Annotated in this window: 19 protein-coding genes; 15 read left to right on the top strand and 4 right to left on the bottom strand. The window is 61.3% G+C overall.

Translation table 11 applies throughout. The features are described 5' to 3' along the window. The first annotated feature begins 108 nt into the window (after window positions 1-108). The 8 genes from GYN08_RS13340 (at window position 109) to GYN08_RS13305 (ending at window position 8,760) form a co-directional block, all read left to right on the top strand. On the top strand, window positions 109-1,116 hold the full coding sequence (locus GYN08_RS13340) for an NAD-dependent epimerase/dehydratase family protein (RefSeq protein ID WP_328802945.1): 1,008 nt from the start codon (window positions 109-111) through the stop codon (window positions 1,114-1,116). Beyond that, window positions 1,113-2,042 (top strand): MBL fold metallo-hydrolase, encoded by a 930-nt coding sequence (locus tag GYN08_RS13335; RefSeq protein ID WP_166274971.1) that lies wholly within the window; start codon window positions 1,113-1,115, stop codon window positions 2,040-2,042. Before GYN08_RS13340 ends, GYN08_RS13335 begins: the two co-directional genes overlap by 4 nt. A gap of 172 nt (window positions 2,043-2,214) precedes the next feature. After that, window positions 2,215-3,558 carry a F390 synthetase-related protein gene (locus tag GYN08_RS13330; RefSeq protein WP_166274969.1) on the top strand — a complete coding sequence of 448 codons (1,344 nt, stop codon included), beginning with the start codon at window positions 2,215-2,217 and terminating at the stop codon, window positions 3,556-3,558. Beyond that, on the top strand, window positions 3,536-4,774 hold the full coding sequence (locus GYN08_RS13325) for a GNAT family N-acetyltransferase (protein ID WP_166274967.1): 1,239 nt from the start codon (window positions 3,536-3,538) through the stop codon (window positions 4,772-4,774). Before GYN08_RS13330 ends, GYN08_RS13325 begins: the two co-directional genes overlap by 23 nt. Window positions 4,775-4,942: 168 nt before the next feature. Beyond that, on the top strand, window positions 4,943-6,067 hold the full coding sequence (locus GYN08_RS13320; protein ID WP_166275603.1) for an ABC transporter ATP-binding protein: 1,125 nt from the start codon (window positions 4,943-4,945) through the stop codon (window positions 6,065-6,067). Continuing rightward, window positions 6,057-6,875 (top strand): ABC transporter permease, encoded by an 819-nt coding sequence (locus GYN08_RS13315; protein WP_166274965.1) that lies wholly within the window; start codon window positions 6,057-6,059, stop codon window positions 6,873-6,875. Before GYN08_RS13320 ends, GYN08_RS13315 begins: the two co-directional genes overlap by 11 nt. Beyond that, complete coding sequence (locus GYN08_RS13310; RefSeq protein ID WP_166274963.1) at window positions 6,872-7,693, top strand: ABC transporter permease; 822 nt, start codon at window positions 6,872-6,874, stop codon at window positions 7,691-7,693. The genes GYN08_RS13315 and GYN08_RS13310 overlap by 4 nt, the downstream gene beginning before the upstream one ends. Continuing rightward, window positions 7,690-8,760, top strand: coding sequence for an ABC transporter substrate-binding protein (locus tag GYN08_RS13305; protein WP_166274961.1), 1,071 nt, complete (start codon window positions 7,690-7,692; stop codon window positions 8,758-8,760). Before GYN08_RS13310 ends, GYN08_RS13305 begins: the two co-directional genes overlap by 4 nt. 120 nt (window positions 8,761-8,880) lie before the next feature. On the opposite strand, the gene GYN08_RS13300 is transcribed toward GYN08_RS13305, so the two are convergent. Beyond that, the gene (locus GYN08_RS13300) at window positions 8,881-10,464 is read right to left on the bottom strand and encodes a M56 family metallopeptidase (protein ID WP_166274959.1); all 1,584 of its coding nucleotides are present in this window, start codon (window positions 10,462-10,464) and stop codon (window positions 8,881-8,883) included. A 32-nt stretch (window positions 10,465-10,496) separates the two neighbouring features. Beyond that, complete coding sequence (locus GYN08_RS13295; protein ID WP_166274957.1) at window positions 10,497-10,904, bottom strand: BlaI/MecI/CopY family transcriptional regulator; 408 nt, start codon at window positions 10,902-10,904, stop codon at window positions 10,497-10,499. Window positions 10,905-11,172: 268 nt separating this feature from the next. Here GYN08_RS13295 and GYN08_RS13290 point away from each other — a divergent pair, with 268 nt between their 5' ends. Continuing rightward, window positions 11,173-13,101, top strand: a complete 1,929-nt coding sequence (locus tag GYN08_RS13290; RefSeq protein WP_166274955.1) for an acyltransferase family protein — start codon at window positions 11,173-11,175, stop codon at window positions 13,099-13,101. A 162-nt stretch (window positions 13,102-13,263) separates the two neighbouring features. Here GYN08_RS13290 and GYN08_RS13285 read toward each other — a convergent pair whose 3' ends face one another. Further along, window positions 13,264-13,779, bottom strand: a complete 516-nt coding sequence (locus GYN08_RS13285; RefSeq protein WP_166274953.1) for a hypothetical protein — start codon at window positions 13,777-13,779, stop codon at window positions 13,264-13,266. A gap of 204 nt (window positions 13,780-13,983) precedes the next feature. After that, a complete protein-coding gene (locus tag GYN08_RS13280) occupies window positions 13,984-16,059 on the bottom strand; it encodes a DUF2207 domain-containing protein (protein WP_166274951.1) in 2,076 nt (691 codons plus the stop codon). A gap of 158 nt (window positions 16,060-16,217) precedes the next feature. Here GYN08_RS13280 and GYN08_RS13275 point away from each other — a divergent pair, with 158 nt between their 5' ends. The 6 genes from GYN08_RS13275 (at window position 16,218) to GYN08_RS13250 (ending at window position 21,884) form a co-directional block, all read left to right on the top strand. After that, window positions 16,218-17,201 carry an aldo/keto reductase gene (locus GYN08_RS13275; RefSeq protein ID WP_166274949.1) on the top strand — a complete coding sequence of 328 codons (984 nt, stop codon included), beginning with the start codon at window positions 16,218-16,220 and terminating at the stop codon, window positions 17,199-17,201. A 90-nt stretch (window positions 17,202-17,291) separates the two neighbouring features. Continuing rightward, window positions 17,292-17,933, top strand: coding sequence for a pyroglutamyl-peptidase I (locus tag GYN08_RS13270; RefSeq protein WP_166274947.1), 642 nt, complete (start codon window positions 17,292-17,294; stop codon window positions 17,931-17,933). A gap of 330 nt (window positions 17,934-18,263) precedes the next feature. Beyond that, window positions 18,264-18,821: a hypothetical protein gene (locus GYN08_RS13265; protein WP_166274945.1), complete on the top strand. Its 558-nt coding sequence runs from the start codon at window positions 18,264-18,266 to the stop codon at window positions 18,819-18,821. A 149-nt stretch (window positions 18,822-18,970) separates the two neighbouring features. Further along, a complete protein-coding gene (locus tag GYN08_RS13260) occupies window positions 18,971-19,507 on the top strand; it encodes an RNA polymerase sigma factor (protein WP_166274943.1) in 537 nt (178 codons plus the stop codon). After that, on the top strand, window positions 19,504-20,913 hold the full coding sequence (locus tag GYN08_RS13255; RefSeq protein WP_166274941.1) for a DUF4850 domain-containing protein: 1,410 nt from the start codon (window positions 19,504-19,506) through the stop codon (window positions 20,911-20,913). Before GYN08_RS13260 ends, GYN08_RS13255 begins: the two co-directional genes overlap by 4 nt. Beyond that, the gene (locus tag GYN08_RS13250; protein WP_166274939.1) at window positions 20,910-21,884 is read left to right on the top strand and encodes a hypothetical protein; all 975 of its coding nucleotides are present in this window, start codon (window positions 20,910-20,912) and stop codon (window positions 21,882-21,884) included. Before GYN08_RS13255 ends, GYN08_RS13250 begins: the two co-directional genes overlap by 4 nt. Window positions 21,885-21,958 lie beyond the last annotated feature (74 nt).

Raw genomic sequence — 21,958 nt, 5'->3', positions numbered from 1 at the left:
GGGGATAAGGTCGCTCGCTTTCTGTGGATTGCCGGGGCGGAGAAAAGTTGTGCACAGCAAAAAAAAGCCGCCGAAAACAGAGGCGGCGAACGGCTGGAGGGAATGGAGATGAACGTATTGGTGACCGGCGCGACAGGGTTTCTGGGCGGCAAGCTTGCGCGCGGTCTGCTGGAAGACGGACACGAAGTGACGGGGACCGGACGCGGCGAACAGGCCGGCAGGCGGCTGGAACGGGACGGAATCCGGTTTGTCCGAGCGGAGCTGAACGACGCCGAAAGCATGATTCGGACCATGTCTGCCGGCTTCGACGTCGTGCTGCACTGCGGAGCACACTCCGCTGCGTGGGGGAGCCGGGGAGAGTTCGAATCGGCCAACGTGCGCGGCACGGCGAACGTGGCCGAAGCCTGCCTGCTCGGCGAAGTGCCGAGACTCGTGCACGTATCGACGCCGAGCGTGTACTTCGGGGCGGGGAGCCGGACGGGCGTGCGCGAGACCGATCCGCTGCCCGCAAGGCAGTCCGGCTTCTATGCGCATACCAAGCTGCTGGCGGAGCGCGAGGTCGAACGGGCCGCGCGGAAAGGGCTGGGGACCATCATCCTGCGGCCCCGAGCGCTGTACGGCCCCGGCGATCGGACCATCCTGCCGCGCCTGATCGAAGCGAACGCCCGAACGGGCGTGCCGTTTATCGGCGGAGGCCGCGCGCTGATCGATCTGACTTACGTGGACGACGCGGTTCGGGCGCTTAAGCTGGCCGCACTCGCTCCGCCGGAAACTTTGGGCGGCGTATACAACGTGAGCGGAGGCAGCCCGGTCCGCTTCGCGGACGCGGCGGAGCTGCTGTTCGCCAAGCTGGGCCGGCCGCTTCGGGTCAAACGGCTGCCGTATGCCGCCGCTTATGCCGCGGCTTCCGTCATGGAGCTGGCCGCCCGGCTGCGGCCGTCCGGCGGCGAGCCGATGCTGACCCGTCCGCTCGTCGGCATGCTCGGCAGCAGCCAGACGCTGGACATCGGCGCGGCCAAGGAGAAGCTCGGCTACAAGCCGCTCGTCGGCCTCGAGGAAGGGCTGGACCGCTTCGTCGAATGGTGGAAGGAACAGGAGGGGGGAAAAGCGAGATGAAGAAGGAAAACGAACTTTGCGGCGCTCGGTCCCCTCTGGACCGCCTCTGGGAGCTGACCGGTGCGGCAGCTCCGCGGGTGACGCTGCGCATCTTCTCGGCCGGCAGCTGCCGGCATCCGGAATGGGTGACGATCCGCGGCGGAAGCCTGCGCAGCGTTCGCATTCCGGCGCTGTTCGCCTGCATCGGGCATCCGGTTCTGGGCCCCGTTCTGTTCGACACGGGCTATTCGGAACGGTTCTTCGCGGAGACCGATCCGTTTCCCGCCCGCTTGTACCGCATGGTAACGCCGGTCGAATTCGATCCCGGAGATAGCGCGGCGCGGAGGCTGGCTGCCGCGGGATTCGATCCCGCTTCGATCCGGCGCGTCGTCGTATCGCATTTCCATGCCGACCATGTGGCGGGGTTGCGGGATTTTCCGAAGGCCGAGTTCCTGTACGAGCGCGAAGCGCTCGATTCCATGCGCCGGCTGCGGGGCATCGGAGCGGTCAAGCGCGGCTTCCTGCCGGGCCTGCTGCCGGAAGACTTCGACGCCCGCGCCCGTCCGTTCGCGCCGGAATCGCGCATCGAAGTGCCGGAAGGGCTGCTGCCCGGCTTTCCCTTCCGCCGCGTGACCGACGTGCTGGGCGACGGCAGCCTGCTGGCCGTCGATCTGCCCGGGCATGCCTACGGCCAGATCGGCCTGCTGCTGCGCACGGAACGCGGTCCGGCGCTGCTGTGCGCCGACGCCGCCTGGTCCGAGGCGGCTTACCGCGAGAACCGTCCGCCGAGCGCGCTCGCCGGCATCATCATGCCGGACCGCCGCGCCTATGCGGACAGCTTCCGCGCTCTGCGCGCTCTGCACGAATCGTTTCCGGAGCTGACCATCGTTGCGTCGCACTGCCCGGAAGCGGAGCGGCGGTACGCCTCGGGACAAGTCTGTCCGTAAAGGAGCTCGGACGGCGTAAGACTTCGGCACACGGCGGCGTTTCGACAGCTAGAAGCCCAGAAGCCCAGAAGCCCCGAAGTTCCGGCGTCCAAGCAGACAAATGCGCCGCCCGGGGCCGGAAGGCTGTCATCGTCGTCCGCGCATTCATTTTCGAAAAGGAGGAATCCGCATCATGAATACCGATTCGCTGCATATCGTTCTGCAGTACGCGGCGGCCCGGAGGCGGGCGGCTTTCCGCGATCGCGAGAGTCTGGAGCGCTGGCGGGAACCGCGCATCGTCCGGCATCTGGAAGAAGTACGATCGCGTTCGCCTTTTTACCGGGAGCTGTGGGAAGGACGGGACGTGCAGGATTGGCGCCGCTTTCCGCAGATCGACAAAAAATTGATGATGGATCGTTTCGACGCGCTGAACACGGCGGGAATCCGGCGCGAGGACGCGATGAACCTGGCGCTGGAAGCGGAGCGCACGCGAGATTTTACGCCGGAGATCGGCGGGCTGACGATCGGGCTGTCTTCCGGAACGTCGGGCAGCCGGGGATTGTTCCTGGTCAGCCGGCAGGAGCGTCTCGCCTGGACGGGGACCATTCTGCAGCGCGTGCTGCCGGGTTCGCTGCTGCAGCGTCATAACATCGCCTTTTTCCTGCGCGCCGACAGCAATCTGTACGGCTCGGTGCGCAGCCGGCGGGTCGCGTTCGAATTCTACGATCTGCTGCATCCGCTGGAGCGGCACGTCGCCCGGCTGAACGCGCAGCGTCCGAGCGTCCTGGCCGCGCCTCCGTCGATGCTGCGGCTGCTGGCGGAGGAGGCGAGGGCGGGCAGGCTGAAGATCGCGCCGGGTCACCTGGTCTCGATGGCCGAAGTGCTCGACCCGCTCGATCAAAAGATCATCGAGGAGACGTTCGGGCGGCGCGTTTACCAGGTCTATCAATGTACGGAAGGATTTCTGGGCGCCTCCTGCTCCCACGGTACGCTTCACCTCAACGAAGACGTCGTCCACATCGAAAAAGATTACGTCGACGAAAAGCGCCGGACGTTCGTCCCGATCGTGACCGACTTCGTGCGCTTCGCCCAGCCGATCGTCCGCTACCGCCTCGGCGACCTGCTGACGGAACGGGAAGCGCCCTGCCCGTGCGGTTCGCCGTTTACCGCCGTCGAGCGCATCGAAGGCCGGAGCGACGATCTGTACGTGCTGCCGGCGCGAAGCGGATCGGGCTTTGTCACGCTGTTCCCCGATTTCGTCTCGCGGACGATCATCGGGGCTTCGGCGGACATCGAGGCGTACCGCGCCGTGCTGCATGCCCCGGACCGTTTGACGCTGGAGCTGGACGTGCGCGCTGAAGATAAGCGGCCGGAGATCGAGGAGGCTGTACGCCGGGCGACGCAGCATCTATGCGAGCGGATCGGGGCCCGCAAGCCGGAAATCACTTTCAAACCCTACGCTTTCGTGCCCGGGGGAACCAAGCTGAGACGGGTGCAGAGGAGGTTTGCCGTCAATGAGCGGATGGAGCCTGTATGAAGACGATCGGCTGGAGCGCTGGCTGGCGGAAAAGGCGGCTGCCGGGCAGACGGAATCGTCGGAAGCGGCCGGGCGCCGCGCTTCTGAGCGCGATGCTTCCGGGGAGCCCGCCGCGAGAGCGGACGAAGCCTCCACGCTTCGCTGGATCGCGGCGATGCACGCGGAAGGCGTATCGGCGCTGATCGCGAACGTCGATACGAAGCTGCGCGTCCTGCATAACGAATCGCTCGGCGTGACGCTGCCGCTCAGCGTAGGCGACCGCGAGTACGGCGACTCTTATGTCTTTTCGCCGTACACGCATTACGTCAGCTATGCGCGCGAAGAGCTGTCGATGCTGCAGTCCCGCGCGGCTCGCGTCTTGCTCGGCGCCGTGCTGACACCCGCCGGCTGGCTGCTGAAGGCGTCTCGCTTCAACCGGGCGGTGCAGGTCGGCAACCGGCTGCTGTCCACCAATCTGTATCCGGCGCTGGGCGCGGCGGAGATCCGGGGCGCCGCAGAGCTGCTGCTGCGCGAATTTCCGGACCGTTCGATCATCTTCCGCTCGCTTAATCCGCGGACGACTCCTCTGTATCTAGAGACGCTGACGCAAATGGGATTCCGCCTGATTCCCAGCCGCCAGGTCTATCTGTACGATTCGCCGAAACGCGTTCCTTCGAAAGCCCGCTGGCTGCAGAAGCGCGATTACGGACTGCTGGAGAAAGAAGGCTATGCCGTCTGCGGCCCCGAAGAATTGTCGGCGAACGACGCTCCCCGGCTGGCGGAGCTGTACCGGCTGCTGTATATCGACAAGTACTCGGCGCATAATCCGGTATTCACGCCCCGGTTCTTCGAGCTGGCGGTAGGGCGCAGGCTGTTGAACATACACGCGCTGCGTTCCCGCGCGACCGGACGTCTGGACGCGGTGCTCGGTTATTATATCCAGGACGGAATCATGACGACGCCCGTATTCGGTTACGACACGTCGATGCCGCAGACGGCCGGTTTGTACCGGATGCTGTCGGCCGTCCTGCTGCGCCTGGCCGCCGAGGAAGGGGTCCTGCTGCACGAGAGCGCCGGGGCGGCCCGGTTCAAACGCAACCGGGGCGCGACCGCGGAAATCGAATACAGCGCGGTGTACGACCGGCACCTGCCGCCGCACCGCCGCATGGGCTGGGCGCTGCTTTCGCCGCTGCTGAACCGGGTCGGCGTGCCGATCATGCGCAAGCACAAATTTTAACCGCATTTGACCAAGAAAGCGACCTGCGTATACATAGAAATGTAGCGTTTATACGTTTTTTTCTATAGAATAACGGTTAGAAACAGGTTAACCGTACAGCCAAATTACAGAAAACGACCGGAGCCGATCGGGGTCCGGATCTCTTGTTGTCAGAGGAGGGGTTTCGCCATCGCAGAGCCAAACATCATTCGTTTCGAATCCGTGACGAAGACGTACGAGGACGGGCTGACCGTCCTGAAACATATCGATTTCGAAATCGAGCGGGGCAAGTTCTACACGCTGCTCGGTCCTTCGGGCTGCGGCAAAACGACCATCCTGCGCATGATCGCGGGTTTCATGGAGCCGACGGGAGGATCGATCTACCTGGACGGACGGGTCATCAACAAAGTGCCGCCGGAGAAAAGACAGGTCAATACCGTTTTCCAGGATTATGCCTTGTTTCCGCACCTGAACGTGTTCGAGAACGTGGCTTTCGGGCTGCGGATCAAAAAGCTGAAAAAAGACGTCATCGCGGCCAAAGTGACCGAGGCGCTGAACATGGTCAATCTGGACGGTTACGAGAACCGTGCCATCACCGAGATGTCCGGCGGCCAGCGCCAGCGCGTGGCGATCGCCCGGGCGATCGTCAACGAGCCGGAAGTGCTGCTGCTCGACGAGCCGCTGTCCGCGCTCGATCTTAAGCTGCGCACCGAGATGCAGTACGTGCTGCGCGAACTGCAGCAGCGGCTGGGCATCACGTTCATCTTCGTCACGCACGACCAGGAAGAGGCGCTGGCGATGTCGGACTATATTTTCGTCATGAACGAGGGCCGGATCGAGCAGAGCGGCACGCCGAACGACATTTACGACGAGCCGATCAACCGGTTCGTGGCCGATTTCATCGGCGAATCGAACATCGTGCCGGGCGTCATGATCGAGGACTATCTGGTCGAATTCAACGGAAAACGGTTCGAGTGCGTCGACGCCGGTCTGCGCCCGAACGAGCCGATCGAGATCGTCGTGCGTCCGGAAGACTTGGAGATCACGACGCACGAAGCCGGCAAGCTGAAGGTCAAAGTCGATTCGCAGCTGTTCCGCGGCGTTCACTACGAGATCAGCTGCTACGACGAATCCGGCCAGGAATGGCTGGTCCACTCGACCAAGCGGGCCGAGGTCGGCGCGCAGATCGGACTGACGTTCGATCCGGAAGCGATCCACGTCATGCGCTTCGGAGAGACGGAAGAAGAATTCGACCGCCGGCTCGAAGCATACGAAGAAGACGAAGAAACCGAGGTCGGCAGTCATGAACGGTAGAAGCAGCTTGAACGCGCGGTCGCTCGCCTACATTCCGTATTATTTGTGGGTCGTGCTGTTCGTGATCGCGCCCGTCGTGCTGGTCGTCTATTATTCGCTGTTCGACGTGGAGGGCAACTTTACGTTTTCCAACTATGCCGACTTCTTCACTCCGGTGTATTTGAAAATGACGATCAGCTCGTTCTGGTACGCGTTTCTGATCACGCTGTTCTCGCTGCTGATCGCGTATCCGGCGGCGTACCTGCTGACGCGGACCAAGCATAAGCAGCTGTGGCTGCTGCTGATCATCCTGCCCACGTGGATCAATCTGCTGCTCAAAACGTACGCGTTCATCGGCATCTTCGGCACGTACGGCCCGATCAACGCGCTGCTAGGCGCGATCGGCTTCGGCGAGCAGCAGCTGCTGTTCACCGGCGGAAGCTTCGTGTTCGTGTCGATCTACATCTTCGTGCCGTTCATGATCATGCCGATCTACAACGCGCTCGAAGAACTGAACGTGTCGCTCACCGACGCCGCCCGCGATCTGGGCGCGTCGAGCTGGATCACGTTTCGCCGGGTCATTTTCCCGCTGACGCTGTCCGGGGTGAAAGCGGGCTGCGTCGCGGTATTCATCCCGGCGCTGTCGCTGTTCATGATCACGCGCCTGATCGCCGGCAACAAGGTCATTACGCTGGGCACCGCGATCGAGCAGCATTTTCTCGTCACGCAGAACTGGGGAATGGGTTCGACCGTCGCCGTATTCCTGATCGTCGCGATGGCCGTCATCATGTTCCTGACCGGCGGGAATAAGAAGGAGGTGCGGAGATGAGGAAGAAGAACGGCTTCTCCAATCTGTACCTGGTACTCGTATTCGCCGTCCTGTACGCGCCGATTCTGTATTTGATGTATTATTCGTTCAACAGCGGCGGCACGATGCACCACTTCGAGAGCTTCACGCTGGATTATTACAAAGAAGTATTCGCCGACACCCGCCTGATCATCATCGTGATCAACACGCTGGTCATCGCGCTGCTGTCGTCGACGATCGCGACGATCATCGCCGTGTTCGGATCGTTGGCCATTCATAACATGCGGCGCGCGAGGTTCAAAAACACGCTGTTGTCGCTCAATAACGTGCTGATCGTCAGCCCGGACGTGATCATCGGCGCTTCGTTCCTGATCCTCTTCACGCTGGTCGGCGTCAAGCTCGGCTTCGCGTCGGTGCTGATCTCTCACGTGGCGTTCAGCATTCCGATCGCGGTGCTGATGATCCTGCCGAGGCTGCAGGAGATGAGCCCGACGCTGATCGACGCCGCGCGCGACCTCGGGGCGAGCCGCCGCGACGTGCTGACCAAGGTCATCCTGCCGTTTATCCGCCCGGGCATTTTCAGCGGCTTTTTCATGGCGTTGACTTACTCCCTGGACGACTTCGCGGTCACGTTCTTCGTGACGGGCAGCGGCTATTCGACGCTCGCCGTCGAAATCTACTCGCGGGCGCGGCAGGGCGTATCGCTGTCGATCAACGCTCTGTCCACGCTGATCTTCCTGTTCACGATCTTCCTCGTCGTCGCGTATTACATCTCGACGCGAAGAAGCGAGAAGCGCAGAAACGGCGAGCCAGCCGCCCGAATGGGGGTGCCGAGATGAAATCGATGACGCGTACCCTGATCCTGATTCTGGTCGCCGCGTTCGCGCTGATGTTTCTGGCGAACCGGCTGAATTCCAGCCAGGGTTACAGCAGCGGCAACACGCTGACCATCTATAATTGGGGCGATTACATCGACCCCGAACTGCTCGACCGTTTCCAGGAGGAAACGGGCATCACGGTCATCTATCAGACGTTCGATTCGAACGAAGCGATGCTGACCAAGATCGAGCAGGGAGGCACCACGTTCGACGTGGCCGTTCCGTCCGATTACGCGATCGAGAAAATGCGGGAAGAAAAGCTGCTGATCCCGCTCGATCACGACAAAATTCCGAACATGAAGTACATCGATCCGAAATTTCTGGACCTGTCGTTCGACCCCGGCAACGAATATTCGATGCCGTACTTCTGGGGCACGCTCGGCGTGGTCTACAACCCCAAGCTGACGGATCTCAAGTTCGAGAGCTGGGAAGACCTGTGGGACCCGACGCTGCGCAACGACGTGCTGCTGACCGACGGCGCGCGCGAGGTGATCGGAACGGGACTCGTCAGCCGGGGCTACTCGCTCAACGACACGAACGGGGAGCATTTGCAGCAGGCGCTGGACCATCTGATGGATCTCTCGCCGAACGTCAAAGCGATCGTCGGGGACGAGATCAAGCTGCTGCTGGCGAACGGCGAAGCGGCGGCGGGGCTCGTCTTCTCCGGCGACGCTTCGGAGATCATGAGCGAGAACGAGGATCTGGACTACGTGGTGCCGGAGGAAGGTTCCAATCTGTATTTCGACAACATGGTCGTCCCGAAGACGGCGCAGAACGTCGACGGGGCGATGAAATTCATCAACTTCATGCTCGATCCGGAAGTGAACGCCCAGAATACGGAGTACGTCGGCTATTCGACGCCGAACGACGCCGCGCTGGCGCTGCTGCCGGAAGAGATTTCGGGCGACGAGCGGTTCTATCCGCCGGACGAGCTGACCGAGCGTCTCGAAGTGTACGAGAATCTGGGCAAGAAGATGCTGGTCAGATACAACGAGCTGTTCCTGCAGTTCAAGATGAACGGTTCCTGATTCTGCGAACAGCTCCGGACGGAGACGCAAACAGAGCAAACGGCTTCGCGATCCACGATAAAAAGTGGACCGGCGAAGCCGTTTTTTCGATTCGTTCGGTTCTCCGGGCTTTTCAGCAAGCTACCCTTCCAACCCGTAATAGGCAACCATCCAGCCGCTCTCGGTGTTTTGCATTTCCAGCGTCAGATAGTAGAGCATATCCTTGTCCGAATAAGCCAATTCCATCGACGCGGTTTGCGTCCCGCTCGTCCTGTCTTCGACCCCCAGCTTGAGATTGACGGACTGTACCGCGCTATGCTCCGTTGCGGAAGGATAATCGTTCCGCCTATGGTCGGGATCGGTCAAATAGGCGTTCATCTGCTCGCGGTCGCCGGCAAGATAAGCTTCCGTGAACGCCCTGGCCGTCTGCTCCAACTGCTGCCCGCTCTCGCTGCCCAGGAAATCGCGCGACGCGTCGTCCCGGACCGTCGTGCGGTAAGGAAGATCTCCGAGAGTCCGATTCGACGGAGCAGGTTCGTTCGTTTCCGGAGAGGCGTCCGATGCGGCCGGTTCGTTCGCGTCCGAGGAAGGCGGATCGCCGGCCGGTTCGCCTTCTTGAGCATCTTCGGGTTCGGCCGCTGTCCCGGAAACGGCGGAATCCGCGGCCGGCGTCGGTTCGGCTGCCGGAGGCGTCTTCGCTTCGCACGCCACCAGCACGCCGGAGGCGATCAGAAGCGAGGACAGCAGCAGTCCGGCCGGCAGTCCGCCGGATTTCCCGCGGGTGTCGAGAATGCTCGCGAAACGCCGCAGCATCGCTTTTTTGCCTCCGTTAAAAGGGGTCGCCAAAGCCGAATTTCGGCTTGTCCGCGCGCTCATCAGGGACAGGATCACCCGGCTGTACCGCTTGCGATATTCCATGTCCCGGCCTTTGACGGCTTCGCTGTCGCAGACGTGCTCGACGTCTCTGCCGGCTTCCCGCGCGAGCAGATGCACGAACGGATTGAACCAGTGCACCGACTGCGCGGCGAGCAGCACGGCTTTGTAGACGAGATGGCGCTGCTTATGATGAATGAGTTCGTGCCTGAAAATAACCTCCAGCTGCTGCCGGTCGTACGTCTCCGCCGGCAGCCAGACGGTCGGCCGCAGCAGTCCGGTCAGCATCGGACCGCTCAGCGCGGGGCTGATCTTAAGACGGACGCATCCGCGTATGCCGAGCCGGGACAGCGTTTCTTCGAACATTTCCAGTTGAACCGGCTCGGCGGCGTCCCTCGCCCATCTGCGGACTTTGCGCATGAAAAGGATATGGCCGGCAATATGGAACGCGGGGAAAGCCAGCATGCCCGCGAGCCAGAGGAATCCCGCGATCTGCGCCGCCGTCAGGGGCGGCTTCGCCGGAGGAAGAAGGTCGGCCGCGGTCTTCGGTTCGCTCTGCAGTCCGGATGCCGCTTCCTTGCCGGTCGCGGCATTCGCGGCAGGAAGCGCTTCGGACGCAAACGCAGGCTGTGCGGATTTGGTGGCGGCCGGCCGCTCGATCTGCAAAGGCGCCTGCGGCAGCGAGAAGTTAAACGGAATCAGCAGCCTGATCGCCACGGCGAGCCAGATCCAGTACCGCCATTTGGCCGCGTATCGTCTGCCGATCAGCGGGCGAAGCAGCAGCAGGACCGCGATCACCAGCGAAACGCTTATCGTAATTTCGAGCAGGGTCGCAAGCAGGTGTTCAAGCAAAGTCATTCCTCCTTCAGGGGGATCGTCCGGGCTTATTCCTCGTTTTTGTTCGGGGTTCCGCCTTGGGTCCGGTCGTCGATAAAGTCGCGCAGTTCCTTCAAGTCCTTTTCCGTCAGCGAATCGCTTTCGTACAGGGAAGCCACGAAGCTTTTGAGGGAATTGCCGTACAGTTTCTCCAGGATCGTTTTGCTTTCGCTTTTCAAATAGGTGTTCTCGTCGACAACGGCTTGATAGACATTGAACCTGCCCCGGCGCTCCGAGGAAACGAAGCCCCGTTCCTGCAGCCGGTTCAAGAAGTTGAGGACGGTGGTGACGCCCCATGTCTTGCTGCCTTCCAGCGCTTTCATAATGTCGGCTGACGTGACGGGCTGCCGAGAGTCCCAGATGATCTTCATGACTTCAAGCTCCGCGTCCGGAAGCCTGCCCGATTTGTTTTTCATGCTTAACGCTCCTTATTCGACAAATGGTGAATGTTTGAGCTGATTTTACAATTGTCGAATAAAGAAGTCAACCCTTGATACCGCCGCTCCATCCATTTTTTCGGATGTCCGAATGCGCGATCCGGAAAAATAAAAGAGGCTGTTTCTGGATATCGGAGCGAGTCCTGCTTATAATAGGACGTAGTTATCTTGAACCGGACCGCTGCTTGGCGGCTCGTATCCCCCGCCGGAGAATGACAGAATCCGACTCATCGAAAGGGCAGAGGCCATGATCAACGGACAATATGCAGGCAACGAAGCCAAAAGCGAAAATAGACGTCATGAGCGGGAAGAGTTCCGGCCGCCGAGTCGGCGGAATCCGGCGGCCGGGCAGCCTAAGGCAAGCACCGGGCGCTATATGCCGGGACTGGACGGCCTGCGCGCGCTGGCCGTGCTGGCCGTCATCGCGTATCATCTTCATACCGAATGGGCGCCCGGCGGCCTGCTCGGCGTTACTATGTTTTTCGTGCTGTCGGGTTATCTCATCACGGATATCCTGCTGGCGCAGTGGGATCGCAGCGGACGATTCGATATGAAGGATTTCTGGGTCCGGCGGGCCAAGCGGCTGCTTCCGGCGATGCTGGCGGTCGTGCTGGCCACCGTCCTGTGGTCGGTGCTGTTCGACCATTCGCGGCTGCCGGCGATGCTGGGCGACGTCCCGGCGGCGCTGTTTTACTACAGCAACTGGTGGTCGATTTTCCATCAGGTGTCTTACTTCCAAAGTTTCGGTCCCCTCTCGCCGCTCGGCCATTTATGGTCGCTCGCGGTGGAGGAGCAGTTCTATATCTTCTGGCCGGTGCTGCTCGGCATCGGGTTGATTCTGGCGCAGAAGAACCGCGGCAAGCTGGCGCTGGTTCTGGCCGGCCTCGCGCTGGCTTCGGCGCTGGCGATGGGCATCATGTACCGGCCGGGCGAAGACCCGAGCCGGGTCTATTACGGCACCGATACGCGGCTGTTCTCGCTGCTGATCGGGGCGGCGCTGGCCGTCGTCTGGCCGAGCCGCAAGCTCAAAACGAATATTTCGAAGTCGGCGACGAAGACGCTCGACATTACGGCGACGATCTGTCTGATCGTGATCGCGATCCTGATCTTCAAGTCCAATGACTACGGCACGTTCCTGTACCGCGGCGGCATGGTGCTGTTGTCGCTGGCGACGACCATTCTCGTCGCGGCGCTGGCGCATCCCGCCTGCCGGCTCGGACGCGTGCTGGGCGCAAAGCCGCTGCGCTGGATCGGCGCCCGCTCGTACGGCCTGTACCTGTGGCATTATCCCGTTATCGTGCTGACGACTCCGCTGGTCAATACGGGCGGACCGAATATTACCCGTATTCTGCTCCAGCTGTTGGCCAGCTTCGTGCTGGCGGCGCTGTCGTACCGTTACATCGAGCAGCCGGTACGCACGGGCGAATTCGGCAAATGGTGGCGTCGCGTCATGCGCGAGCCCGGCATCGGCCGCAAACGCCTTGCCGGGACGCTGGCCGGAACGGCTGCATTGGTGCTGGTGCTCGGCTTCGCGATGAGTCGGCTTGCCCCTCCGGCCGAAGCGCAGACGCCGTACGCCGGCACGGATATTCCGGCGGCGGAAGCCCAGGTTCCGAACGCCGCAAGTGCATCTGCCGGTACGGGAACGGATTCCTCTGCCGGCGCGGCTGCGGGAGCCGCTTCCGATACTCCTCTGCCGGCGGGAACCGGCATCGGCATGACGGCGATCGGCGATTCCGTCATGCTCGACATCGAACCGTATCTGGCGGCGGAACTGCCGGGGATCAAGGTCGACGGATTGGTCGGCCGCCAGATGTCGCAGGCGCCCGCCCTGATCGACCAGTTGAACGCGCAGGGACAGATCGGCACGACGGTAGTCATTCAGCTGGGGACTAACGGTTCGTTCACCGATCAGCAGTTGGACGAACTGCTGACGAAGCTGCCCGAAGCAAGGAAGATCGTGCTGGTCAATACGCGCGTGCCCCGCCCGTGGGAGAGCGTCGTCAACAGCGCGCTGGAGCGCGCGGCGCAGCGCGACGAGCGGGTCATGCTGGTCGATTGGTATTCGGCCAGCGCCGGGCATGACGAATATTTCGCCCGGGACGGCGTGCACTTGATGCCGGCGGGAGCCCGGGCCTATACGGAACTTCTGATAGAGGCGCTCAAAAACGGATAACGCCGGTTTTGACGCTGCACGGCTGAATTCAAACGGATGGCAAACATACCCAAAAGCCCCTTTTCCGCTCGGCGCGGGCAAGGGGCTTTTGGGTATGCGGCGGGATTCGTTCGGGTGTCGCGGCCCGGCAGCGAATTCCGCAGTGCGCTTTCGAGCCAGGATTCAGATCTTGACGCCGGGCTTCTTGCCCAGCGGCATCAGCAGCAGCGCGCCCAGGCCGATCAGCACGAAGGCCAGCAGCGGCTGTTCCATAAACGTGCGGGTCGTCAGCGCTTCGATCGAGAAGACGGCGAAGAACAGCAGCGACAGCACGGTCAGGATGTTGATCGGAATGAGCAGCCAGCGGTTGCGGCCGCCGAAGCAGTAAAACTCGAACAATCCGACGGCGGGAGCCAGAATGAAGCCCGGCCACATGACGTCCCAGCTGTCGAACAGCATGGCTGTCTGACAGACGATCGCGACGGTCACGAGCACTCCGCCGGGAATCAGCAGTCCCGGAGCGCGGCCGCGGGTCATCGAGAAGTACATCCAATGGAAGAACAGGCCGAGCGGCAGGATGAACAGGGACGCCCAGAAGTAAGCGAAGATCGTTCCCGAATCCATGCCGGTCCCCTGTCCGAGCAGCAGATAAGCGCCGAGCAGAATCAGCAGCGGTCCGAGAATCGCTTTTTTTGACATGACAACCTCTCCTCTGTTTTGAGTATGGTAAAAGCGCGGCAGGTTGGACTTTACGTCCACTATACGTCAGAGCCGCCGCATGCGCCTCGTCCAGCGGGTTGAAAACGTCTCGGTCTCGGGACCGATTTGTCGGCGGCCGGAGAGAGCGAACGGCCGAAATTCAAAGCGTTCGCTCCGGCTGCGCTTCTTGGTCCGAGCGGCCGCCTAAAACGCTCCGGCACCGCCTCCGCCGCTGCCGCCCCCGCTGCTTCTCCCGCCGCTGCCGCCAGAGTAGGAGGAAGAGTCCGAACCGCTGCCGGGAGGCGTCGGATAATCGAGCGATTCGGCGAAAGTATCGAATGCGACCATCGAAGCGTCGAGGTTGGCGGAGAGCGGATAACGTTCGTCCGTATGTTCGTATTCGAATTTCGGTCTCGCTTCGGGTCCGTCCCCCTTGCGGCGATGCAGGCCGGCCGCGATCAGCCAAGCGGCGAGCCGCTCCGCTTCTTCGGGTGTCAGATGCCGCATGGCTGCGGGCTGTTTGGACTGCGCGGTCAGCTTCTCCCCGAAGCGCTTGATGCCCGCCCGAATGCGGATCGCTTTGCCGGAAGAGAACCCTGCCGGCAGCGTGAACGCGATCAGCAGCGACGAGGCCAGCAGAAGCGCGGCAAGCCGGAAGTCGTAGCGTTCGTTCAAATTGAGCAGAACGATGGACGCGAACAGGCCGCTTCCTCCGACGGAAAGGCGATACATCAGACTGCCGTTCTGATAATTGGACAGGCTGAACCAGGTGCCGGCCGCGCCGATCAGCACGAACAGCACACCGCTCCAGATCATCGTGCCGCCGGAAGCGACGCCGGCCGCGAGCAGATAGGCGATCAGAGCGCCGAAAGCCCAGGCTATTCCCAGGGACAGAGGAGCAAGCAGGCGGCTGCGCCGGACATCGCTTCGCAGCGCTTCTTCTTCGCCCGCGAGCTCCGCCCATTCTTTGAAATGCGGCTTGAAGACCCGGTCGTACGTTTTCTGCGCTTGTTCGAGCTTGGCGGGATCGCGGCGCTCCGCCCAACCCGCTCCGCCCAACGAACGAAGGGAACAGGCCGATTGCGGGCCGTTCGGAAACAGCCAGTCCAGCAAGAAGTTGTCGGAAGGCTGCAAAAAGGCGCCTCGCACCGGTTCCAGCCAATAACGACGAGGATCGGACGATTTGCGGTGTTTGCCTTCTTTGTGAATGCGAAGCGCGCCTTTTCGGTGCAGCGACAGCAGCCCCGCCGCCAGATCTTCCGAGTTCAGCCATCCTTTGCGCCGTATGTAGGCGATATGCAGCGGATCGAGCTCGAGCAGCTCTGCGTCGGTCGGTCTGCCGCCCGGCGAGAACAATCGGCGCATCAGCGGGAGCAGGGCCCACAGCAGAGCGAGCAGAACCGCCGCCCCGGCCAAGAAGACGATTACCCGCGGGATGGACGGCAGCCGCTCGCGCAGCTCGTACCGCTCCTGAAGCTTCAGCTCGCGCCGGTCGGCCAATGCGCGGCCCGGCTGCGCATTCGGCACCAGCTCCGCGGGAAAGCGGACATGCAGGCGCGATTCGCTGTACTTCGGCAGCAGGTCGTTGGCGTAACGCAGACTGCGGCCCGTTTCTTCGACGATCCGGCCGCCGTATTTGTCTTCCAAAAATACAGAAGTCCGTTCAGGCTGTGCATCGCCGGGCAGGTTGACGGAGACGCTCAGATGACGGATATCGCTCTGATTGTCTTCGTCGAAGAACGACCAGTCCAGCAGCGCCGTTCCGTTCTCGGTACGCACGACTCCGCTGAGCACATAGCGATAAAGGATGGTGACGGTCTCGTCTTCGGCTTCGTTGTAAGCCCGGTAGACCGGCAGTCCGTTCTCGTAGCGGCTCGACGTTTCCAACTGCCTGGTCGCTTTCAGGCCGCTTGCCGGAGACTCGTCGTCGAACGAAAGGCCGGTCGGCACGACATAGGCGTCGAACGACTCGACGGCTCCGTAGCCGTAAGCGGGAAGAGCGCGGAGCGCTCCGTCATAGCGTCCTTTGAACCGGTAATCGTATACTTCGTAAACGGTCAGGCTGCCGTCCGTGCCGATGTAGGCGCTGACTTCCGTACGATCGATCCGATAGCTGCGCTCGTTCAGCGTCTCGAAGGTCGAGCCCGCGATAAACAGGACCCCTAGAATGACGGCGATCCATACCCAAGTTTTTCTTTTTTTCCGGCCTGCGTCCCCGCTGGGCAAGGAAGGTCGGCGGGATTTCGCATTGCGTTTTATTTTCGGGAAGCGTGTGAACATGAGTCTCTCCTATAACGTGTTTTCTTTTCATCATACCCTCCCTTTACGTGCCGGAGAGGAAGACGTTGCAGGAAGAAGAAATCGGCACGATTTTGCAATCGCTTACTTTTTCTCGTACATTAAGTGAGAGAAAGTAAATCGTCGAAGGAGGCATAAGCATGAATTACAGACAGCTTGGCGATACGGATCTGCGGATCAGCGAGGTGAGTTTCGGAACGTGGGCGATCGGAGGAGACTGGGGGAATTCCAGCGACGAAGAGGCGCTTCGGGGACTGCGGCGCGCGATGGAAGAAGGGGTCAACTTTTTCGATACGGCCGACGTATACGGAGGAGGACACGCGGAGAAACTGCTGTCCGAAGCGACGAAGGGTCACGAGGACGATATTCACGTCGCGACCAAGTTCTGCCGGGCGGGAGACATTCACGATCCGGCGACTTATTCGGAGGAAGCGGTCCGCCGCTACTGCGAGGACAGCCTTAAGCGGCTGAACCGGGAGAGGATCGACCTGTATCAGATCCACTGCCCGCCGACGGAGATTTTGAAGGACGGCTCCGTGTTCGGCGTGCTCGACAAGCTGAAGGAAGAAGGGAAAATCCGGCATTACGGCGTCAGCGTGGAGACGGTGGAGCAGGGCATGCTCTGTCTGAACGTGCCCGGCGTGAGCGCGCTTCAGGTCATCTTCAATCTGCTGCGTCAGACGCCGGCGGAAGAGCTGCTGCCGAAAGCCGCGGAAAAAGGCGCGGGCATTCTCGTCCGGCTGCCGCTGGCAAGCGGGCTGCTGACGGGCAAGTTCACGAAAGAAAGCACGTTTGCCGAGAACGATCACCGGAATTTCAACGCCAACGGCGAGCAGTTTAACGTAGGAGAGACGTTCGCGGGCCTGCCTTTCGAAAAAGGGGTGGAGCTGGCGGACGAGCTGAGGTGGATTGCCGAAGGCCGCGGCGACATGGCTCGCGCTTCGATGCGCTGGATTCTCGATCAGCCCGGCGTAAGCACCATCATTCCGGGATTCAAAAACGTGCGTCAGGTCGAAGACAATCTGGAAGCCGCGTCGGTACCCGGCTACAGCGCGGAAGAGAGCCGAAAGCTGTCCGACTATTACCGTGACCGGGTCAAACCGCATATCCGCGGCGAGATCTGATTTTACGGGTAAGCGGAATAGGCCAAGGCGGCTGGTTTCGATAAAAGAGGAAATGATAAGATAGGCTAAAACCGACGGAGGAATCCATTTATGAACATTTTGCTTTCCGGCTTCGAGCCGTTCGGCGGCTCGCCGATCAATCCGACGCAGCAGTTGATGGAACAGATCGCTTTGGAGGACTTCGGGGATGTGAAGCTGCACACGCTGCTGCTTCCGGTCCGTTACGACGACTGCGCGGAACGTCTGCTCGAAGAGACGACCCGGCTGCGTCCGGACGCCGTAATCGCCTGCGGACTGGCGGCGGGCCGGACGGCGGTGACGCCGGAACGGATCGCGATCAACGTCAAAGATACGGAAGCCTACGCCGACAATGCCGGCCGGAGTCCGCAAGACGAACCGATTCGCGCAGACGGGCCGGACGGTCTGTTCGCGACGCTGCCGATTCGCCGGATCGTCGAAGAGCTGAAGGCGGGCGACATCCCGGCCTCCGTCTCGAATACGGCCGGAACGTATATCTGCAACAATACGATGTACGCCCTGCTCGACGAGCTGAACCGGGCGGACTCGGACACGCTCGCCGGCTTCGTCCATTTTCCGGCTTCGACCGCCCTCGCCTCGCTGAAGCCCTCGCTGCCTTCGCTGCCGCAGGAGACGCTGCTGGAGGCGCTGCGGATTATCGTTTCCGTCACCGCGGAAGCGGTACGAAACCGGGCGGCCGCGGCCGGCCGTTAATCGGCTTGGCCGACTGCGGCCGTGCCGATGCGGACACGCTTTGCGGCCTTAGAAATCTGCTTATTGGCTTGCGGAAACCTGCTTTACCGGTTTCTGCAAGTTTTTTTGCGTTCGGCTGTTAGAAAGGTTTAAAACGGGGTAATGTATACGAAATCAGTGAGCTTTGAGCTTCATTCCGATTTGTTTCGGCCCAACGGCCCCTCATCCCGCGGAACGGCTTTTTCGCTTCATGCGAACGTTCGGCGGAATATCGGCTTTTACGAACGATAAATGTGCATTTGGCATTCGACCTAGATTTCTATTTTCAATCGGGAAAGGCGGATGGCTTCAATGAGCAGTATACAAGGCAGAGCAAGTTCAGTGCCCGCGATCAGCGGAATGTCGGCTTTAAACACGTCTTACACGCCCAGCCGGCACGGCAAGGCACCGCTGGAAAATCGCAAAGCGAGCCTGGAGGTCGAGCTGTCCAGGGTTCTTCAACTTCCGGCTTCGTCAGCGGACCGCGAGCAGCGGGCGATGCGCATTCGCCGTCATATCGCCCTGCTGGAGCGGCATATCGCGCTGCTTGACGCGGCGAACGGCGAACGGCCCGAATTTACGGTTCAAGGGCGCCCCGACCGCCAGAGTGACGAATCGGTTCCGCAGGAAGAACCTTCGTTTTCCCTGCCGGACGAAGCGGAAGAAGAGTCTGCGCCGGAGCAGGCTCCGGTGCGCAGTACGCCTTCGAAAGGCGGAGACGATTACGCCCGCGCCATGCTGGGCGCATTCGAGTCTCCGGGTTCGCTGTATGCGGCTCCGACGGTTCCGGGTGCCGCCCAACCGTGGGAGACTCGCACCGAGCCGACACGGGCCGCCAAGCTCGGACGCAATTTCGACGTCAGCGTTTGACAAGCGGCAAGCGCGATCGCAAGGCCAAAAGGAGAAGCTCCGCATTTTCGGCAGCCGCCGAAAATGCGGAGCTTTTTGTTTTTTTGCGCGTTCAGCAACTTTTATTCCTTCTGGGGGGTCAGTTTGGATAGAAGAGAAGGAGGGGCGGTATGTCGTACGAGATGCAGGACGTGGCCTCCATGAACGCGGATGCTTTCGAATCGGTCATGGAAACTTACGGGGAGGACGTATGGAATTATCTCTATATGATGACCCGAAGCCGGGAACTGGCCGACGATTTGGCCCAAGAGACTTTTATCCGAGCCTATAAATACATGCATGCTTATCGGGGCGAGGCTTCGCTGAAGACCTGGCTGCTGCGCATCGCGCGCAACCGCTGGTATTCGTACCGGCGGCTGGCTTTCGTGCGGAAGGTGACGCTGCCCGGGAACGTGCCCGAGACGAGCGCGTCCGGGTCTGCGGAAGAGGAGTTTCTGCGGGCGGAGCTGACGAGCGACGTATGGAAAATCGTGCTGAAGCTGCCGCTGAAATACCGGGAAATCCTGATGCTGCGGGCCCATTACGACATGACGATGGAGGAGCTGGCGGGAGCGCTCGGCATTACGGTCTCCGCGGCAAAAACGAGGCTGCAGCGGGCACGGCGGAAAGCGTCGGAATTATGGGAAAAGGAGCGGGGCGAAGCATGACCAAAAAAGACATCGATTGGGAAAAAGAGCTGAAGCAGAAGCCGTTTCGCAATAATTCGTTTACGCCGCAGATGATGCGCCGCGTCGAAGAGAAGGTGAAGGAAACGCCCCGCCGGTTCGAACTCTGGGGGAGGAGGGCGGGAGTCCTGACGCTGAGCGCTGCGCTGCTGGCCGGCATTTTCGCGCTGGAGAGCGGAGGCATACTGGACGGACTGAGGCAGAAGCCGCCTCAAGCCGCGGTCACGTTGCCGGAAGGGAACGGACCGCGCACGCCGGCCAACCTCGGCTTTCCGCTTAAGGACGGGGCAGCCGGTTCGGCCGTCAACGTTCCGCTAACGGTCGTCAAAGCGAATCTGGCGGTCGACGACGGCGAATCGTCGGACGCCCTGCCGGAACTGCCGTCCGTCACGTTCGCGCTGACCGAAGAAGAAGCGTCGGCGCTTCAGGCGGCGCTGATTTATCGGCCTGACGGAGAGCGCGGATATCTGCTGCTGGCCCCGAGAAATTGGACGCTATCGGAGGCCCAGGTCGGCGCGAACGGTTCGTTCGGGGTGACTTGGACGAATCCCGACAATTCCGGCGGCTCCGATGATCCGGACCGTTCGGGGGAAAAGTTGACGTATACCGAGACGGGAACCGTCGGCAGCGTCGTTTCGGGCATCGGAACGTATTTCCCCGAACGCGCGGAGTGGGCGGAGCAGAAGGCGTTCCCGCCGGAAACCCGGGAAGGGATGACGCTGCGTTCGCTGTATTCGAACGACGACGGAACATCGGGATTTTCCCGCTACGACTGGACCCGGCAGGGCGAAGGAGCGGTCGCCAGCGGAGCGGTCTACTACTCGCTGGACAAGCGTACTTACGGATTGCGGCACATGGAGATGACGCTGCGCGGAACCGCCTACAGCGGAGCTGCGGATACGATCCTGCGCTTCTTCGAAGCGAACGAAGGCGCGCAGCGGACAGAGTCCGTCCCGGGACCGAATCCGAATGAAGAATCGCAAAAGGGGATCAGCATCGAAACGGTGAAGCAAAAGCTGTCCGAATCGGGGATGAAGCTGACGTTCCGGCAGGATCGCGACCTTCCGTTTTACGATCGGCCGATGGACGGCGTGCATGAGGAGGAGATGATCATCGACCGGAATTCCGCGGATGCGGCCGATTTCGAGCGGCTGACCGTTCTCAGCTTCGACAGCCGGGAAAAGGCGCAGGCCGAAGTCGAGCGGATCGACCGAACCTTCCGTTCGTCGGCCGGCGGAGAAGGACCGGACATTTATCCGCATGTGTTCAGCGAGGGAGGGCTTGTCATTCTCTATTGGACCAGCGGAAGCAGCGAGACGCCGTTCCGTTACGACAACAAGATCAAGGGAGCGCTGCGCGCGCTCGAACAATCGGAGGTTCAGCCATGACTACCATGAATAAGAAAAAAAACGAACGAAAACGCCTCGGCGGTCTGCTGGCGGCGGGACTGGCCGGGGTAATCCTGCTGAGCGGCTGCGGCGCTCAGGAGGCTGGCGGCAGCCGGGCCGGCAGCAGCGCCGCAAACGAATCCGCGCAGGGAGAGGCTGCCCCAGCCGGCGGGGCGTCGAGCGCGGCCGATGCCGTTCAAGCTGCCGATCCTTCGGAAAAACCGCAGCAAGCTTCCGACCTGTCGGCCTACGCGCTGGATATGCGGGACACGCGCCGCAGCGTGGAAAAAGATCGAATCCGCTGGATCAACGGAGACGTCACCGTGACGGCCGAGGTAGCGAAATATTACGACCAAGCCGATGTCGTCACCGCCGATTTCGATTCGCTGCGGCTCGAAGCGCCGTCTCTGCCTGATCCCGTCGAGCTTCCGGAAGCGCCGAAAACGGTCGATGCGGTGACCGTGTCGCCCGACCGGCAGTACGCGGCGGTCACGGCCGGCTATCACGAAAGCACCAAGTTGTTCGTCGTGAATCTGGCAAGCGGGGAAGTGCGGAACGTGAACAAAGAATTCGAACAGGAAGGATACGGATTTACGGAGGTGATCCACGGCGCGGCCTGGATGCCGAGCGGTCCGGTGAATAACGGAGGGCATATTATGGCGCTCGGATACGGGCTGATCGGCGAAACGAAGGCCGGAATGTATAACCTGGACAATGCCCGCTTGTTCGAAGTGCCGATTCCGAAGGCAAACACGATATTCGGTTATTCGGGCTGTCTGTGGAGCGCGGACGGCCGAACGTTCGATTTTATCGGAGAGACGTATAGCAAGGAAGGAGAGGAATCGTTCGCCGTGTTCCGCTACGACCCTCAGTCGAGAGAAACGGTCGAGGCGGGCCCGATCTCCCGGGCTCAGCTTGTGAATCGGTATGAAAAAACGCAGGGCCCGACGGTGTTTGCCGCCGACCGGTGAGCCGCCGAAAAGACCTCCCGATTGACCGGAATGTGCAAATGGAGTAGAATGATTCGGTAATTAAAAGTAACCAA

Origin of the sequence: Saccharibacillus alkalitolerans (genome assembly GCF_011090185.1) — a bacterium.
GTDB classification, from domain to species: domain Bacteria; phylum Bacillota; class Bacilli; order Paenibacillales; family Paenibacillaceae; genus Saccharibacillus; species Saccharibacillus alkalitolerans.
The sequence above is the reverse complement of the archived record's forward strand: the minus strand, read 5'-3'. Positions and strand labels throughout refer to the sequence as shown.